The organism is Streptomyces sp. PCS3-D2, assembly GCF_000612545.2.
Lineage (GTDB): Bacteria > Actinomycetota > Actinomycetes > Streptomycetales > Streptomycetaceae > Streptomyces.
Window position 1 is genome coordinate 1,033,379 of the sequence record NZ_CP097800.1, and the last position, 17,755, is coordinate 1,051,133.

Here is a 17,755-nt window from a genome sequence, read left to right on the forward strand (position 1 = left end):
TCACCGCTGGTCGATGGCGGCCAGCAGGCTCGCCGGGCGGATGTCGGTCCAGTGGGCCTCGATCCAGTCGAGGCACTCCTGGCGGGGGGCCTCGCCGTGGACGGTGGTCCAGCCGGCCGGCACGTCGATCCAGACCGGCCAGAGCGAGTGCTGGTTCTCGTCGTTGACCAGGACCAGGTAGCCGGAGTTGTCGTCCTCGAACGGGTTGCTCATGGTGGTCTCCGTAGAGTGAGAGGGTGCTCTGGGGTGCGATGTCGAAGGTAGGGGCGCCGCAGGCGCGGGAGCGGCACAAGCTCCGGCAGGTGAGCGGCAGTTGCGGCACTGCCGGACCCGTGCGGGGCGGGACTGCCCTCAGCGGGGGGTGAGGCGGACCGGGAAGTGATCCAGGCCGAAGTTGATGATCGAGCGGTTGTAGGTGACGGGCGCGGTCGGCTCGATGACGGCGGCCTTCTCCAGCGCGGCCGTGTAGAGGGCGCTCAGCTCGGCCTTGGCCAGCGGGGCGCCGATGCAGTAGTGGGCGCCCAGACCCAGCGCGAGGTGTTTGTTGGGCGAGCGGTCGAGCCGGATCTCCTCGGGGTGTTCGAAGGCTTCCGGGTCCCGGTCGGCGGACCACACCCAGACCGCGACCCGGTCGCCCCGGCGGATCTGCCGGCCACCCAGCTCGATGTCCCGGGTGGCGGTGCGCAGCGTGTGCAGCCCCACCGAGGTCCAGCGCAGGAGCTCGTCCACGGCGGAGTCCATGGACACCTCTCCCCGCTGCAGCGCGCGCCACAGGTCGGGGCGGTGGACGAGGGTGTGCAGGCCCATGGCGGCCGTGTGGCGGACGGTCTGGACGCCGCCGACCACGATGTTGTCCAGGTTGAGCACCACGTCCTCGATCGGCAGCAGCCGTCCGCCGACCTTGTACGTGGCCATCATGGAGATCAGGTCGTCGCGCGGGTCGGAGCGGCGCAGCATCACCTGGTGCATCAGGTAGGGGATGAGCTTCTGGTGACCGGCGCGCCGTTCCTCCGGTGTGCGGCCGAGGAAGGCCACGTCGCACACCCGGACCACCATGTCGCGGTCCTTCTCGGGGACGTCCAGCAGGTCGCACATGACCGCGAGCGGGAGCGCGGAGACCACGTCGACGAGGTCCGCCTCGCCCTGCTCGACGGCCCGGTCGAAGAGTTCGGCGGCCCGTTCGGCGATCGAGCGGGCCGCGCCGCGCACGCCACCCTTGGAGAAGAACGGGTTGGCGGGGGCGCGCAGTTCGCGGTGGCGGGGCGGGTCGGTGAGGGCCATCATGCGGCCCGATCCGACCGGTACGTTGCCCTCTCCGGAGCCGAGCAACGAACCGGACTCCGAGCTGAACACGGCCGCGTTGCGCAGCACGTCCGCCGACTCCCGGTAGGTGAGCACCGACCAGACCGGGCCGTCGTCGACGGTCTCGGTGCGGTGGACGGGGGCTTCCCGGCGCAGCTCGGCGATCAGGGCCGGGGTGTCGGGGCGGGCCCACAGGTCGGGGTCGGTGAGGTCGACGGCACCACTGGTGGTGGCGGCGGCGGTGGCGGTGGGCGTCGGCATCACTGCTCCCTGGAGGCGTGGCGGGGCGCGGCGGGCACCTGGGGGTCCGCCGGGAGAGAGGTCAGGAGAGAGATCAGGAGGTCGGCCGGTCCGGGCCGGTCGACGGTGGCGAGCAGGTGTCCGCCGGGGACGACACGGTGGCTGAAGGCGCCTCGGGTGTGGGCCGCCCAGCCGGCGAGACCGGTGGTGGCGAGCATCGGGTCGTCGGCCCCGGCCAGCGCGTGGAGGGCGGAGCCGATCGGCGCGTGCGGCCGGTGGCGATAGGTGGCGCTGACGGCGAGGTCGGCGCGGATGGCGCCGAGGGCGAGCTCGGCCAGGTCCGGATGGGCCCGGACGGACTCCTCCAGGCCGGTCAGCCGCAGGAGTTCGGACGCGTCCAGGTCCCTGGACGCCCGCCCGCTCCATTCGGCGGGGCTGGGCGCCCCCACGGCGACGACCAGTTCGGGCCGGCGGTCGGCGGGGAGCGCGCGGGCGACCTCGTAGGCGAGCAGCGCGCCGAAGCTCTGGCCGTAGAACGCGAACCGTCCGCCGTCTCCGCCCGTCAGGTGCGGGGTCAGCGCCTCGGTGACGGCGGCCACCAGGGCGTCGAAGTCGGCCGGCATCGGGTGGCGGCTGCGGCCGCCGCGGGCCGGCGGGCGCAGCGCCCAGACTTCGGCGGCGGGGGCCAGGGCGCGGGCGAGCGGAGTGTAGGCGGTGGCGTCGCCGCCGGCGTGCGGGAAGCAGAACAACCGGACGGGACAGTGGGGTTGGGGCATGGGGACGAAGAGCCAGTCGCCCTCGACCCGGGGGCGGGCGGTGCGCGCAGTGGGAAGGGCGGTGGTCATCGGACGGCCTCCCGACGGGCGGTGAGGGCGGGCCGGGCGGCGGCCGGGCCGGCCTCGGCTGCGCGCCGGACCGCGGCGGTGAATCCGGCCAGGTCGGCCGCGTCCAGCAGGTCGCGGAGCTGGAGCTCGACGTTGAGCTTGCGGCGCAGGAGGTGGACCACGCGCAGGGCTGCGAGCGAGTGGCCGCCGAGGGAGAGGAAGTCGTCGGTCTGCTCGACGTCGGGCACGCCGAGGACGGTGCGCCAGACCTCGGCGACCTGCTCGTCCACTCCGCCCCGCCCGGCCGGCTCGGCTGCGGGTGCCGCCGCCGGGGCGGGCAGGGCGGCGTGGTCGACCTTGCCGTTGGGGGTGAGCGGCAGGGCGTCCAGGACGGTCACCGAGGAGGGCACCAGGTGCGCCGGCAGGGTGCGGCGCAGTGCGGTGAGCAGGTCCGCGGGGCGGAGGTCGGCACCGGTGACGAATCCGGCCAGCCGGTGGTCCCCGGGGGCGGGCTCGTGCAGGCAGGCGGCGGCAGCGGTGACTCCGTCGAGGGCGCCCAGTGCGTGCTCGACCTCGCCGAGTTCGACGCGGAAGCCGCGCAGCTTGACCTGGCGGTCCACCCGGCCGACGTACTCCAGCAGGCCGTCGGCGGAGCGGCGCGCCTGGTCTCCGGTGCGGTACATCCGGGCTCCGGGCTCGGTCGCGAACGGGTCGGCGGTGAACCGGCTCGCGGTCAGGCCCGGGTGGCCCGGGTAGCCGTGCGCGAGGCCGGGGCCGGTCAGGTACAGCTCGCCGACGGCGCCGGCGGCCGTCACCGGGGCGAGGCGGCCGTCCAGCAGATAGGCGCGGACGCCCGGGAGCGGCTCGCCCAGGTGCGGGCCGGGGCCGGCGATCGGGGCGGTGATCGCGTCGACGGTGCACTCGGTGGGCCCGTACAGGTTGAGGGCGTCGGTGCGGGCGTCGGCCAGTTCGCGCCAGGTACGGGCGGGCACGGGCTCGCCGCCCATGAACAGGCGCGGGATGCGGGAGCCGGACAGCGGCTCGCGGAGCAGGTGCCAGTGCGAGGGGGTCAGGTCGAGGTCGGTGACGTCGTGCTCGGCGAGGAGCCGTGCGAGGCGGGCCGGTTCGGCCCGCTGCGTGTCGTCGATCACGACCAGGGTGTCGCCGCGGCAGATACGGACCCACTGCTGGACGGAGGCGTCGAAGGAGACGCTGGCGTTCCAGGCGACGACGCCGGGCTCAGGGCGGTAGGCGCCGCTGAGCTCCAAGGCGGCGACGAGTCCCGCGACGGCGCCGTGCGGGACCTCGACGCCCTTGGGGCGGCCGGTGGAGCCGGAGGTGTAGATCACGTAGGCGGAGTCGAGCGGGTGCGGGGCGAACGGAACCTCGGAGCCCTCGGCGGCGTCGGCGTCCGGGCGGAGCACCGGGACGCCGGCCGGTACGGGAGGCCGGGCATCGGTGCTCACCACGGCGGCGAGGCGGGCGTCCGCGGCCATGAAGGCGATCCGCTCGGCCGGGTAGGCGGGGTCGAGCGGGACGTACGCCGCGCCGGCCCGCCAGACGGCGAGCAGCGCGACCGGCAGGTCGGCGGTACGGGCGAGGTGCACCCCGACCCGGTCGCCGCGCCGGACCCCGGCCGCCGCCAGGGCACGGGCCAGGCCTGCGGTACGGCGGTCCAGGCCGGCGAAGTCGAGAGTCCCGTCCACGGCGTGGACGGCGACCCGGCCGGGGTACGCGGCGACCACGGCGCGCAGCCGGGCCGACAGGTCGGCGGCTGCCGGGGTGGTGGCGGTGGCGCTGGACGGCTCGGCGAAGGTGGTCATGCGGAGCTCCTCTTTGATCGGTTGCTGCGAAAGGGATGGGGCGCGCTGTGGTGTCGCCCGTGCCCGCCGCGGGCGGGGACGGTCCGGCGGGGCGGAGCCGCCGGCGCCGGGGCGGTACCCGGCGGGAGCCGGACGTCCGGGTGCGCGGACGTCCGGGTGCGCGGGCGGGAGGCCCTGGCGGGCACGGGGTCGGGCGGGCACGGGGTCGGGCCGCGGTCGGGGAACCCCCGCCCGGCACGGGGCTCAGGCGGTGGCCGCCAAGCGGGCCAGGGCCTTGGTGTAGGCGTCGATGAAGCGGTTCGCGGTGGCGTCGTCCACCACCGCCCGCTGGTGGTCCACGGCGAGCAGTACGCGCTGCGACACCGGGTCCTGGATCAGCGAAGCGCCGAAGGCGAAACTGTTGGGCTCGTGCCGCAGCGTCGGCTCGCAGCCGATCCGGCCGTCCTCGATACGGGCCGCGCTCAGCCGCCCGAGCGCATGGAACCGCAGGTAGCCGAACTGGCTGTCGAGCGCGGTGTCGGCCATCATCCGGGCCAGCCGGGCGAACGGCACCCGGCGGTGCGGCATCATGTCCAGCTCTTCGCGGTGCACGTGCCGTACCAGCGCGGCCAGGTCCTCCCCGTCCGGCTCCGCGACGAGCGGGACGGTGTTGAGGAACAGCCCGTACACCTCGGTCCCGCCGAGCCGTTCCAGCCGGCCGTTCATCGCCAGTCCGGTGGTGACCCGCCGACGTCCCGTGATCTCGGCCAGCGCGTACAGGTGGGCGGCGAGCGCGACCGACTTGACCGGGACGGCCAGCGCGTCGGCGACCGTACGCAGCTGTCCGGGGGCGTCGGGCAGCACCCGCTCGACGGTGCGCGGCAGTTCGTGGACGTCCTCGCTGCCGGGCCACAGCTGGCCGGTGGCGCCGTCGAGCCGGCTCCGCCAGTACGCCAGGGAGCCCGGGTCGGCGGCGGCCTCGCGTTCCACGGCGACGAAGTCCCGGAAGGCGGTGCGCGGCGGCGGCGTCGGCGCGGAGGCCGGATCGGCGGCGAGTGCGGTGTGCCGTTCGAGGATCTCGGTGAGCAGCGAGGTGAAGCTCCAGCCGTCGAGGATGGCGTGGTGTTCGGAGATGGTGAGCTGGAAGGCGTCGTCGGCCAGGCGCTGCACGGTGACCCGGAAGAGCGGCGGTTCGGCCAGGTCGAAGGGCCGGTCCCGGTGGTGCTCGAAGACCGCCCGGACCTGTTCGTCCTGCTCGGCCGCGGCCGCTGCCCGCAGGTCCGCGAACTCGACGGGCACGGGCAGCGTGCCGTGCACCAGCTGGAGGGGTTCGCCGTAGCCGGAGAGGTCGAGGCCGGTGCGCAGGACCGCGTGCCGGGCCATGGCCTCCTCGACCGAGCGGCGCAGCGCGCCCTCGTCGAGGTCGCCGGCGATCCGGTAGGAGTTGACGTTGTGGTAGCTGTCGGTGCCGCCCGCGACCTCCATGTGGAAGACCATGGACAGCTGCATCGAGACCATCGGATAGGCGTCGGCGATCCCGGGCGGCAGCAGGTCCCGGTCCTCCTCGGCGATGAGCGCGAACGGCCGGCCGGCAGCCGGATCGGCGGCCACCGGGCGGGCCAGCGGCAGCAGTCCGGCGACGGTGGGCGCGTTGAAGACGTCCCGCAGGGTGACCTGCCAGCCCCGGTCGTGCAGGGCGCCGGCGAGCTGGACGGCGCGGATGGAGTCTCCGCCGAGGTGGAAGAAGTCGTCGTGGACGCCGATCCCGCCGACGCCGAGGACCTCCGTCCAGACTCCGGCGAACAGCTCCTCCTCCGGCGTGCGCGGTTCGACGTGCCGGCCCGCCGCCGCGGGCACGGCCCGGTCGGGGTCGGGCAGCGCGGCCCGGTCGACCTTGCCGTTGACGGTGAGCGGCAGCCCCTCCAGGACGGTGAAGCTGGCCGGGATCATGTAGTCGGGCAGTGAGCGGCCCAGGAATTGCCGCAGGTCCGCGGGCTCGGCCGGGGGACGCCCGGTGAGGTACGCGGCGAGCCGGTCGTCGTGCACGGTGACGACGCAGGCGTCCACCCCGGGGTGCGCGCTGACGGCGTTCTCGATCTCGCCGAGCTCGATGCGGAATCCCCGCAGCTTCACCTGGAAGTCGGCCCTGCCGACGTACTCCAGCCCGCCGCCGGGCAGCCGCCTGGCGACGTCGCCCGTTCGGTAGAGGCGGGCGCCGGGCGGACCGTACGGGTCGGCGACGAAACGGCCGGCGGTGAGGCCGGGGCGCCCCCAGTAGCCGTGCGCGAGGCTGCCGCCGCCGATGTACAGCTCGCCGGGGACTCCGGGCGGGCTGGGGCGCAGCCAGTCGTCCAGGACGAGTGCGGTCAGGTGCGGCATCGGTTCGCCGACGAGGCTGCGCTCGAAGCCGGCGCCGCCCTCGGCGACGTCGTGGACGGTGACGTGGACGGTGGTCTCGGTGATGCCGTAGAGGTTGCAGAGGCGGGCGGGCGGCAGCGGGTCGAGGTCGTGCCAGCGCTGGACCACCCCGGGGTCGAGAGCCTCGCCACCGAGCATGATCCACCGCAGGGCGGGCAGGGCGCGGGGGCGGCGGCGCAGGGCCGGTTCGAGCTGGCGCAGCGCCGACGGGGTCAGGCACAGGTGCGTGACCCGTTCCTCGTCGAGCAGGCCGGCGAACTCCTCGGGCGAGCGGCTGGTGAGGTGGGGTACGACGACCAGGCGGGCGCCGTGCAGCAAGGCGCCCCACAGCTCCCAGACCGTCCAGTCGAAGGCGTAGCTGTGAAAGAGCGTCCAGACCGTGTCCGGGCCGAAGCCGAAGTGGTCGCGGCCGGAGTCGAGGAGCCGGCTGACGTGCTCGTGGGCGACGGCGACGCCCTTGGGGCGGCCGGTGGAGCCGGAGGTGAAGATGAGGTAGGCGAGGTCGCCGGGGTGGCCGGCCGCGGGAGGCCGGACGCTCGGGTGCCCGGCGATCTCCTCGGCGTCCGCGGCCAGGTCGAGGGTCTGCCAGGGGCCGTCCGGGGCCCGGTCGGGCCGGTCGGTGACGAGAAGGTTCACCGCGGTGTCGCCGAAGACCAGGGCCGCCCGGTCGGCCGGGGCGGCCAGGTCGACCGGTACGTAGGCTGCGCCGGTCTTGAGGACGGCCAGGATGGCGGCGGGTACGGCGGCGGTGCGCTCCAGCAGCAGGCCGACCCGGTCGCCGGGTCGGACGCCGCGGGCGAGCAGGGTGTGGGCCAGCCGGTTGGCACGGCGGTCGAGTTCGGCGTAGTCGACGGTACCGTGCGCGTCGGTCACGGCGGGCCGGTCACCGTGGACGTCGGCGGCACGCTCGAAGAGGTGGTGCAGGCAGTTGCCGGGGTCGAGCCGTGCGGGGCGGTGCGGCGGTGCGGCGGAGGTGAGCCGGCGCACGGTGGCGTCCGGGTCGGCGAGGGCGGTGTCCAGCAGGCCGGCGTAGTCGGCGGCGAGGCGGCGCACGGTACCGGCGTCGAACAGGTCGGTGCTGTACTCGGCTTCGCCGCGCAGGCCGCCGCCGCCGGTGTCCTCGAAGACGGACCAGGTGAGGTCGAACTTGCTGGTGCCGTTGGAGCGTACGGTTCGGCGGGCGGTGACGCCGGCGCCGAGGGAGAGGGGCGCGGGGTCCTCGGTGTGGGCGCCGAACACCACCTGGACCAGGGGCGGGTGCTGCGGCGTGCGCGGGGCACCGAGCAGGTCGACGAGCTGGTCGAAGGGGACGTCGAGATAGCCGAAGGCGTCGAAGGCGGTGTCCTGCAGGTCGGCGAGCAGGCCGCGGAAGGTCGCGTCGGGTGCGAGGCGCACGCGCAGCGGCAGCAGGTTGACGAAGTAGCCGAGCAGGTCAGCGAGTTCGGGACGGTTGCGGATGGTGACCGGGGTGCCGACGAGCAGGTCGTCCTGCCCGGTCCAGCGGCTCATCAGCAGTGCGAACGCCGCGAGTTGGACGGTGTACGGGGTGACGCCCTCCTGCTCGGCGAGCTCCCTGACCCGGGCGGCGGTGCCGTCGGCGAGGTCGAAGGGCTCGGTGGCGCCGCGCTGGCTGCGCTCGGCGGGCCTGGGCCGGTCGCCGGGCAGCTCCAGCAGGGTGGGGGCGCCGTCCAGGCTCCGCTTCCAGTGGGCGAGGTGCTCCTCGTAGGAGGTGTGCCGCTCCTCTTCGGCCCAGTCGGCGTACTGGGTGGTGAGCGCGGCCAGGACGGGGGCCCGGTGCTCGGCGGCCGCCCGGTACAGCTCGGCGAGTTCGTGGTCGAAGAGCTCGGCCGACCAGCCGTCCCAGATGATGTGGTGGACCACGAACAGGAGCGTGGTGCGGTCGTCGGCGAGCCGGAAGGCCTCGGCGCGCAGCAGCGGCCCGGCGGCCAGGTCGAACGGCTCGCCCGCCCGCTCGGCGATCAACTGCTCCGCCCGGTTCGCGCGTTGGTGTTCGGGCAGTCCGCGGAGGTCGGTGACGGCGAGGTGCACGGGAAGGGCGGGATGGACGTGCTGGCGCGGGCCGTCCGCGTCCAGGACGAAGGCGGTGCGCAGCACCTCGTGCCGGGCGCTCACGGCGTCGAGGGCCCGCTGGAGCAGCACGAGGTCGAGCGGGCCGGTGACGTCGTAGGTCCAGGGGGTGGTGTAGGTGGCGGCCTGCGGATTCCAGCGGTCGAGGAACCACAGGCCGCGCTGGAGTCCGGTGACCGGGGCACTGCGGGGCGAACCGGCGGGGGTGGGGGCGGACGGCCCGTCCGGCGAGGGGGTCGGCGGCGCGGCGGGCAGGTCGGCGGACGGGCTCACGGCCTCGTTCCCTTCGGTCGGGCGGGCGGACGGGCGAACGGACGGGCGGGTGGACGGGCGTGGCTGCGGGCCGGGCGGCGCGTCATCGGGCGGCCAGCCGTTCGGCGATGGCGGCGACGGTGCGGCCCCGGAAGACCACCTGGGGCGGGACCCGGGTGCCGGTCTGCTGGGAGAGCCGCATGGCGACCCGTACGGCGGCCAGCGAGTTGCCGCCGATCCGGAAGAAGTCGGCGTCCGGGCCGAGGTCGTCGGCCAGCTTGAGGACGTCGCGGACGGCGTCGGCGACGAGCCGCTGGCCCGGGTCGAGCGGTTCGCCAGGGGCGTCGGTGCGGCGCTCGGCCGGGGCCGGCAGGGCGCGGCGGTCGACCTTGCCGTTCTGGTTGAGCGGCAGCGCGTCCAGGACGTCGAGGGTGGCCGGCACCATGTGCTCGGGCAGCATCCCCGCGAGGTGGTCCAGCAGGGCGCCCGGGTCGGGCGCATGCGCCGCGGCGGTGACGGTGACGTACGCGGCGAGCCGGCGGTCGCCGGGGGCGGGCTCGTGGACGGTGACGGCGGCCTCCGCCACGGCCGGATGGCGGGTGAGCGCGTCCTCGATCTCGCCGGGCTCGACGCGGAACCCGCGGATCTTCACCTGGTCGTCGATCCGGCCGGTGATCTCCAGGACTCCTTCCGGGGTTCGGTGGCCCAGGTCGCCGGTGCGGTAGAGGCGTTCGCCGGGGGCGCCGAACGGGGAGGCGACGAACCGCTCGGCGGTCAGCCCGGGTCGGCCGACGTATCCGAGGGCGAGCCCGCCGCCGGCCGCGTACAGCTCGCCGGTGGTGCCGTCCTCGACGGGACGCAGCCGCCCGTCGAGGACGTGGACGACCTTGCCGTGCAGCGGGAGGCCGATCGGGATGGAGGAGCCCGCCGCGTCCTCGGGGGTGGCCCGGTGGCAGGTGGTGAGGCCCAGGCTCTCGACCGGGCCGTAGCCGTTGGCGACGACCAGGTCCGGGTACTGGTCGAGCGCCTTGCCGACGTGGGTCACCGAGGCCCGCTCACCGGCGGTGAAAGCCACCTTGAGGTCGTCGTAGGTCTCCGGGTACTCCTCCAGCAGGAAGTTGAACAGGCTGGCGGACAGCTGGAGCTGGGTGACGCCGTGGCGGCGGGTGAGCTCGGTGACGGCCTGCGGGTCGGGCCGCTGGCCGGGCTGGAGCACGCACACCCCGCCGAAGGCGAGCGCACCGTACAGCTCCAGGGCGAAGGCGTCCCAGGAGACCGGGGAGCACTGGAGCCAGACCTCGTCGGGTCCGAAGCGGGCGTAGTCCTGGCCGAGGTAGGTGGTGGTCAGGGCGCGGTGCGGGACGGCAACGCCCTTGGGCCGGCCGGTGGAGCCCGAGGTGAACATCACACATGCGAGGTCCGTGCCGGTGACCGTCGCGTCCGGGTCGTGGCCGGGACGGGCAGCGACGGCGGCGGCCTCGGTGTCCAGGTCGAGGTGGCGGGTGACGGGGAACGGCGGGCTCGCGGCGCGGTGGGTGACGAGCAGACCCGCACCGCAGTCGGCGACCGCGCCGGCCAGCCGGTCCGCCGGGAAATCGGGGTCGAGCAGGGTGTAGGCGGCTCCGGCCTTCAGCGCGGCCAGCAGGGCGACCACCAGGTCCGGTCCGCGCTCGACGAGGACGGCGACCGTGTCGCCGCGGCCGACGCCCAGAGCGGTCAGGTGGTGGGCGAGGCGGTTGGCCCGTGTGTTGAGGCTGCCGTAGTCGAGGCGGTCCTCGCCGCAGACCAGCGCGAGGGCCTGCGGGTCGCGGGCGGCCCGGTCCTCGAAGAGCGTGTGTACCGGGACTTCGACGGCGGTGGCGAGGGTACCGAGCCAGGCCTCGCACAGGTCGGCCATCGTCGCGGGGTCGAACAGGTCGGAGTCGTACTCGAAACGGCCGGTGAAGTCGGTGCCCCGGTCGTCGACGGAGATCGACAGGTCGAAGCGGGAGACCGGGTTGGAGTGCAGCTCACGGGTGACGGGGATGCCGCCGACGGTGAGCGGACGGGCGTCCAGCGGGTGCAGCTCCAGCAGGACCTGGCAGAGCGGGTTGCGGTCCTCGGTCCGATCATCGGGGCGCTCCTGCATGACGGCGCCGGCGATGGCGTCGAACGGCGCCTCCTGGTGACGGTAGCCGTCGATCGCGACCTCTCGGACGTGCCGGACCAGGTCGCGGAAGTCCATCCCCTCGTCGACCCGCACGCGCAGCGGCAGCAGGTTGACGAAGTAGCCGATCAGCGCGTCGAGTTCGGCTCGTCCTCGGACGCTCACCGGGGAGCCGAGCACCAGGTCGCGCCGGCCGGTCCGCCGGTGCAGGGTGAGGGCAAGCCCGGCGAGCAGCACCATGAACGGTGTCGCGTCCTCGCTGCGGGCCAGAGCCCGCACGGACTCGGCGACCGGCCGGGGCATCGCGAAGCGGTGGAACGCGCCGCGGAACGACTGGAGTTCGGGACGCGGCCGGTCGGTGGGGAGGACCGGCTCGGTGGGCGCGCCGCGCAGGTGCTCGCGCCAGTGGCCGAGATGCCGTTCCCCGGTGCCGTCCCGGTGCTGCCAGGCGCTGTAGTCGGCGTACTGGACGGCGAGTTCGGGCAGGTCCGCGGGTCGGCCGGCGGCGAGGGCCTCGTAGAGTGCGGCCAGTTCGGCCTCCAGGACGGGCAGTGACCCCTCGTCCCAGACGATGTGGTGGCAGAGCAGCAGCAGGGTGGACGTGTCGCCCGCGCGGTACAGGTGTGCGCGGACCAGCGGGCCGGCCTCCAGGTCGAAGGGCACCAGCGCGGCCTCGGACAGCAGGCCGTCCACGGCGTCGGGGCGGGTCTCCACGACGGTGAACGGCAGCTCCACGGAGGGGTGGACGATCTGCCGGGGGCCGTCCTCGCCCAGCGCGAAGGTGGTGCGCAGCGCTTCGTGCCGATCGACCACGCCGGCCAGGGCGAGGCGGAGCAGTTCCGGGTCGACCGGCCCGGCGAAGCGGAACACCCAGGGCACGATGTAGGTGGGCGCACCCGGGTTCCACTGGTCCAGGAACCACAGCCCGCGCTGGAAGTCCGCGAGGGGCGCCTCGGTGACGCCGGTGCGCTCCAGGGCCGGGCGCTCGCCGTCGTCCGCGGCGGCGGTGACCGCGGCGGCGAACTCGGAGAGGGTCGGCGCGTCGAAGATGGTGTACGGGGAGATCATGCCGAAGACATCGAAGACGCGGCCGACCACGCGCACCGCTGTCAGGGAGTCCCCGCCCAGGTGGAAGAAGTTGTCGTCGGCGGCGACCTCGGGCACGCCGAGCACATCGGCCCAGACGGCCGCGATCAGCTGCTCGGCCTGGGTGCGGGGCGGGCGCCGGCCGACGGCCGGCGCGGGCGGCTCGGCCTGTGGCTCGGGCAGCGCCGCCCGGTCCACCTTGCCCCCGGCGGTCAGCGGGAAGGCCTCCAGCGGCGTAACGGTCGCGGGGACCATGTGCTCGGGGAGCAGCTCGGCGAGGTGGGCGCGCAGCCCGGCCGGTTCGGGAGCGGTGGCGCCGGTTCCGGTCACGTAGGCGGCGAGTCGGCCCTGATGGGCCACGACGACCGCCGCGGCGACGGCGGGATGACCGGCCAGCGCCCGTTCGACCTCCCCGGGCTCCACCCGGTAGCCGCGGACCTTCACCTGGTGGTCCGTGCGGCCGACGAACTCCAGCGGGGCATAGGTGCCGGACGCCCGAACCACGTCACCGGTGCGGTACATCCGGGCACCCGGCTCCGGCGCGAAGGGATCCGCGACGAAACGGCCCGCCGTCAGACCGGGGCGGCCGTGGTAGCCGGAGGCCAGCACCGGCCCGCCGAGGTACAGCTCACCGGAGGCGCCGGGCGCCACCGGCCGCAGCCGGTCGTCCAGGACGTACGCGCGGCGTCCGCCGAGCGGGCGACCGATCGGCACGGTGCCGACCGGGCCGGCGGCCGGACTGCCGGCCGGGCCGGACAGTTCGTGGACGGTGGCGGTGACGACGGTCTCGGTCGGGCCGTAGGCGTTGAGCAGGGGGACTGCGGTGGCCGTCCGCCAGCGCTCGGCGGCGGCCGGGTGGAGCCGGTCGCTGCCGGAGATCATCAGGCGGAGGCCGCGCGGCGGACGGGCGCCCTCGCGCAGCGCGCCGACCACCTCCTGGAAGTATCCGGCGGCGACGTTGGCCACGGTGACCCCCTCGGTGTCCAGCAGCTCCAGCAGAGCGGCGGGGGCGAGGAGTTGCTCCTCCGGTACGACGAGGCAGGCGCCGGCCGAGAGAGTGGTGAGCACCTGTTCCACGGCGACGTCCACGGTGGGGCGGGCGAGGTGCAGCACCACGTCGTCCTCGGTGAGGCCGAAGCACTCGACGGCGGCGGCCAGGTGAGCGGTCAGCGCGGCGAGGGGTACGTGCACGCCCTTGGGACGGCCGGTGGTGCCGGAGGTGTAGATGAGGTAACCCGCGGCGGAGCGCAGGCCGCCCGTCCCCGGATCGGGGTCGGCTGCGGCCGCGGCCGCGGCGACGGCGTCGGCCCCGCCCCGTTCACCGTCGACCCAGGCCAGCTCGCCGTCGGCCCAGGCGAGGGTGGCTCCCGCGTCCGTACGGATCCAGCGGTTGCGCTCCTCGGGCGCTTCCCGGTCCAGCGGCAGGTAGGTGGCGCCGGCCCGGAGCGCGGCGAGCAGGCCGACCACGTGGTCGAGCCGGTCCCGGCCGGTGACGGCCACCGTCGCGCCGGGCCCGGTCCGGGCAGCGATCCGGGCGGCGAGGGCGCCGCTCAGCTCGTCCAGCTCCCGGTAGGTGACGGTCCGGGCGCCGAGCCTCAGGGCCGGGCGGTCCGGGAACCGGCGTGCGACGGATATGAAGGGAAAACCGCGAGATTCCATCATCCAACCCCGATGAATTAACGACGCTGCGGGTAGTCGTCTCGACGATAGGGCCGCATTTCCGAGGCGATCGGCAGATTGCCCGGAAGGCGATCGGCAGTTTCAACTGCCGCCCGGACGAGGACTCGATGGGCAGCATCATGCGCAGACGGAAGGGCCCGCCGGAGCGCACACGGGCGCCCCGGCGGGCTGCGGGAAAGATATTTTCGGTTATCCGGCGGCAGGATTTCCGGGGAAATCCGGGGACCAGACGTCGTCGCGGTCCAGCGCCTCCGGCGCGTATTTTCCGAGGGCGCTGATCAGCAGCCGGAGTTCCAGTGCGAGGCACTCCGCGAAACGGATCAGCCCGTCCTGCGGATCCTCGGCGGTGGCGAGCAGGGCGGCCCGTCCCAGGCCCACCGCGCGGGCGCCGAGCGCCAGGCTCTTCACCGCCCTGCCGCCCTCCCACATCCGACCGGAGACCAGCAGGCACGGTGGCGGACCGGCGGCCGCCAGCCGGCGCAGGCACTCCGCGAGCGGCAGGCCGACCTGGTCCGGGAAGGCCCCGGGGGCCCAGCCGGTGCCGCCCTCGGCACCGTCCACGGTGACGGCGTCCGCACCCGCCTCGGCAGCCACCCGGGCGGCCTCCGCGACGTCCCGGCCGGGATGCAACTTCACCCACACCCGGGCGCGGGGGAAGTTGTTGCGCATGAGCCGGATCTGCTGGCGCAGGATCTCCGCGGTGAAGGTGCCGGGAGTACTGGAGCGCAGGACCCGGCCGTCCCCGAACACGTCGTCCAGCCCGTACCGGTCGCCGACCCGCGTGGCCGCTTCGGCGTCCAGGACGGTCATCCCGCCGAGGCCGGGCTTGGCCCCCTGCCCGAGTTTCAGCTCGAAGGCCAGCCGGCCGGACGCCAGGAGCGGCGACGCAGCCGGGTCGCTGTAGACGAGGTTCCACACCTCGGCGTCGGCGTCCTCGGTGGACTGCTGGACGGCGACCCCGCCCCGTCCGTCGGGCAGTTGCCCGGTGTAGGCGCGCAGGCGACCGAGGAGCGCCCGGTCGGCCGCCTCGCCCTGCCTGCCGTAGCCGTTCACGGGCACGACGTTCTCACCGATCACCATGGGGAGGCCGAGCGCGCCCGCCTGCCGGCTGAGCGCGAGGCCGAGGTCGCCGCCGGCCGCCCGTGTGGAGCCGAGCGCCGACACGTACACCGGCAGGGACGAGGTGAACCCGCCTATCTCGGTGGTCAGTTCGACGTCCCGGTAGTCGGGCTCACGGCCGAGGTCGATCAACCGGGCGAGCCGCTGCGGCATGAGGACCGGCGGGGTGATCCGGAGCCCGTCGAGCAGATCGCGCCCCGCGTCCGGCCGGGCGTCCCCTCCGTGCTCCGCGCCGAACAGGACCCGGCCGTACGCGCCGGGCGGCGGGAAGGCGGCCGCCGCTCCGGCCCGGGCGCGGTGCCGCACCTCCTCCTCGGGGAAGCCGGGCGCGCAGAGGTCGCTCACGGTGACACCACCCCGGCCAGCTTCGGGAAGGCGCTGGCCTGCCAGACGGCGTCCAGTCCGGCGACGTAGCGAGTCAGCCGCTCCACGCCGACACCGAAGCCCGCGCTGCCGGGGACGCCTTCGCGGACCAGGTCGAGGTACCAGCGGTACTTCTGCGGGTTCTCGCCGGTCTCCCTCATCCGGGTGACGATCTCCGCGTAGTCGTTGGTGCGCTGACTGCCGCTGCACAGCTCGCCATAGCCCTCGGCGGCGATCAGGTCGAAGTTCTTCAGGAGGCCGGGCTGCTCAGGGTTCTCCCGGTCGTAGAAGCCGCGCGAGCCCTTGGGGTAGTCGGTGACGAAGAACGGCCGGTCCCGCTGCGCCGAGAGCAACGCCTCGCCGCCCCAGTCGAGTTCCGCGTCCGGGCTCTGCGGGTGGCCGAGTCCTCGCAACTCGGAGACGGCCTCGGCGTGCCGCATCCGACCGAAGGACCCCTTGAGCAGTTCGGTGAACGCGGCAGTGTCCCGGCCGAGTTCCGCGAACTCCTTCGGCAGCTCGCGGACCGTGCTGTCGACCATGTACACCACGAGGTCCTCGACGAGCCGGACGGCGTCGTCGCGGCTCGCGCCGGCCATCTCCACGTCGAGCTGGTGGAACTCGGCCAGGTGGCGGCTGGTGCCGGCGGTCTCCAGCGGTTCCAGTCTGACGTTGGGGGCGATGCAGAAGATCTTGTCGAAAGCCAGCAGCGATGCCTGCTTGTAGAGGATCGCGCTCGTCATCAGTTTGTAGCGGTGGCCGTAGAAGTCGACGTCGACCTGCTTGGAGCCGCGCGAGCCGGGGTCGGTGACCGGCCCGATGATCGGCGGGAGCAGCTCGGTGAAGCCGCGTCCGCGCAGGAACTCACGTGCTGCGAACAGCAGTTGGTGCTGGATCCGCAGCGCACTGCGGGTGGCCGGGGCGGTCAGGTGGCGCCCGGGGTCGGGGAGCGGCGCGACAGGGGCCGTGTGCCCGTCGGTGGTCATGTGGTCGGTCCCAACTCTCGTCGTGGCGTGGACGTCGTACGCGGCGGTACGGGCGTGCGGGGCGGTACGGCAGTGGACGGCGGGGGCGCGCGAAGCGCCTCAGGGGCACGGGCTGCGGCGGACGGGCCGACGGCGTACGCTTCCGCGGCGCGGTCGTCGTAGGTCCGCTGGACGTGGGACAGTGCCGAGATCAGCCCGGCCGAGCCGAGGATCGGCGGACGCGGGCCGCCGTCCGCGAGGCCGGCGATCGGCATCGAGCCGACGCTCGACCAGAGCAGCCGGCCGTCCGGCGCCAGCGAGGTCCGGGCCCGGCCGGCGTTGTCGGGGTGCAGGCAGTAGGGGACGTCCAGGTATCCGGCGGCGAAGGCCCTCACGAGCGCCCGGCCGACGTCCGCGTCCAGCTCCAGCACCGCCCCGATCAGCGCCCGCGCCTCCGCCTCGATGCCGGTGTCGGCCCCGTGCGGGGCGGGCCCCGCAGCGGTTCGCGCCGGGCGGGCGCGCTCTTCGGCGGCGGCCGCAGCGGCCGTCTCCAGCGCCCGGACGTTCTCCCCCACGGTCGGTATCCGGTGTGCCTCGGCGACGGTCTTGACGATCAGCCGGGCGGCACCGGCCCGCACCGCCAGCCGGGCCGCGTCCTCCAACAACAGCCGCGCGCCGCCGGCCGAGCGAGGGAAGACGCCCATGTAGGCGTACAGCACGACGTGGTGGTCGACGTCCGGCAGCAACTCCGCGGCCAGCCTCCCCAGGACGGTGAGCGCTTCCTCGTCCTGCCGCGGATCGGCCTGCTGGGCGTAGCTGAGCGAGACGGAGGTCAGGCCGTGCTGCCGGAAGAACAGCGCCTCCAGCACACTGACCGCGATCAGCAGGCTCGGCGGACAGAGCTGCCCCATCAGGCAGCCGCCGAAAGTCTCCAGGTGCGGCTCGGCACCGTGTTCGCGGGTCGAGGCCAGCAGCTCGCAGCCGCGTTGCCAGGCGGCGACCGCCTCGCGCAGCGGCGTACGGCTGTAGGGCAGACAGTACGAGACCGGTCCGCCTTCGGTGGCGTCCAGGCCCACCGCCAGCAGCGCGCGGACGATGTGCTCCGGCATCGCCGAGCCGTGCCGGACCTGGACCGGGAAGCGCGCCCCCGCGACACCCCTGAGGACGGCGCGGGTGGTGTCGGCGGGGTGTGTGGCGATCGGGTAGCCGTTCAGGCCGACGCCGTCGGCGAGGGCCCGCCGGGCGGCTTCGAGGTCGCCGGTGCGGGTGTAGCTGTCCAGGGTGACGGTGCCGACCGTGACCGCGTCCGCGTCCCGGGTGGCTCGCAGGCCGTCGCGCATCCGCAGCGGATCGGCCATGCCCATCCGGGGCTGGACCACCAGGGTGCCGGCGGCCCGGGCCCGGGCGACGAAGGCACCGAAGCCGGAGGCGAGCGCGACGGTGGCGTCCGGGCGCACGGCCGGGGCACCGCCC

The 17,755-nt window shown here is 74.6% G+C and carries 9 protein-coding genes; all 9 read right to left on the bottom strand.

The window, feature by feature from the left end; genetic code table 11:
- The gene (locus tag AW27_RS04285) at positions 1–213 is read right to left on the bottom strand and encodes an MbtH family protein (RefSeq protein WP_037916267.1); all 213 of its coding nucleotides are present in this window, start codon (positions 211–213) and stop codon (positions 1–3) included.
- Between the two features lie 138 nt (positions 214–351).
- Positions 352–1,563 (bottom strand): cytochrome P450, encoded by a 1,212-nt coding sequence (locus tag AW27_RS04290; RefSeq protein ID WP_037916265.1) that lies wholly within the window; start codon positions 1,561–1,563, stop codon positions 352–354.
- Positions 1,563–2,387 (bottom strand): thioesterase II family protein, encoded by an 825-nt coding sequence (locus AW27_RS04295; protein ID WP_236647457.1) that lies wholly within the window; start codon positions 2,385–2,387, stop codon positions 1,563–1,565. The genes AW27_RS04290 and AW27_RS04295 overlap by 1 nt, the downstream gene beginning before the upstream one ends.
- A complete protein-coding gene (locus AW27_RS04300) occupies positions 2,384–4,189 on the bottom strand; it encodes a non-ribosomal peptide synthetase (protein WP_037916263.1) in 1,806 nt (601 codons plus the stop codon). The genes AW27_RS04295 and AW27_RS04300 overlap by 4 nt, the downstream gene beginning before the upstream one ends.
- 243 nt (positions 4,190–4,432) lie before the next feature.
- The gene (locus AW27_RS04305) at positions 4,433–8,947 is read right to left on the bottom strand and encodes a non-ribosomal peptide synthetase (RefSeq protein WP_037916261.1); all 4,515 of its coding nucleotides are present in this window, start codon (positions 8,945–8,947) and stop codon (positions 4,433–4,435) included.
- 82 nt (positions 8,948–9,029) lie between these two features.
- Positions 9,030–13,817, bottom strand: coding sequence for a non-ribosomal peptide synthetase (locus AW27_RS04310; protein WP_037918021.1), 4,788 nt, complete (start codon positions 13,815–13,817; stop codon positions 9,030–9,032).
- A gap of 210 nt (positions 13,818–14,027) precedes the next feature.
- A complete protein-coding gene (locus tag AW27_RS04315) occupies positions 14,028–15,302 on the bottom strand; it encodes a glutamate synthase-related protein (RefSeq protein WP_037916260.1) in 1,275 nt (424 codons plus the stop codon).
- Entirely contained in the window at positions 15,299–16,303 is a 1,005-nt protein-coding gene (locus AW27_RS04320) for an asparagine synthetase A (protein ID WP_037916258.1), read from the bottom strand. Before AW27_RS04320 ends, AW27_RS04315 begins: the two co-directional genes overlap by 4 nt.
- Positions 16,300–17,739, bottom strand: coding sequence for a methylaspartate mutase (locus AW27_RS04325; RefSeq protein WP_078556006.1), 1,440 nt, complete (start codon positions 17,737–17,739; stop codon positions 16,300–16,302). The genes AW27_RS04320 and AW27_RS04325 overlap by 4 nt, the downstream gene beginning before the upstream one ends.
- Positions 17,740–17,755 lie beyond the last annotated feature (16 nt).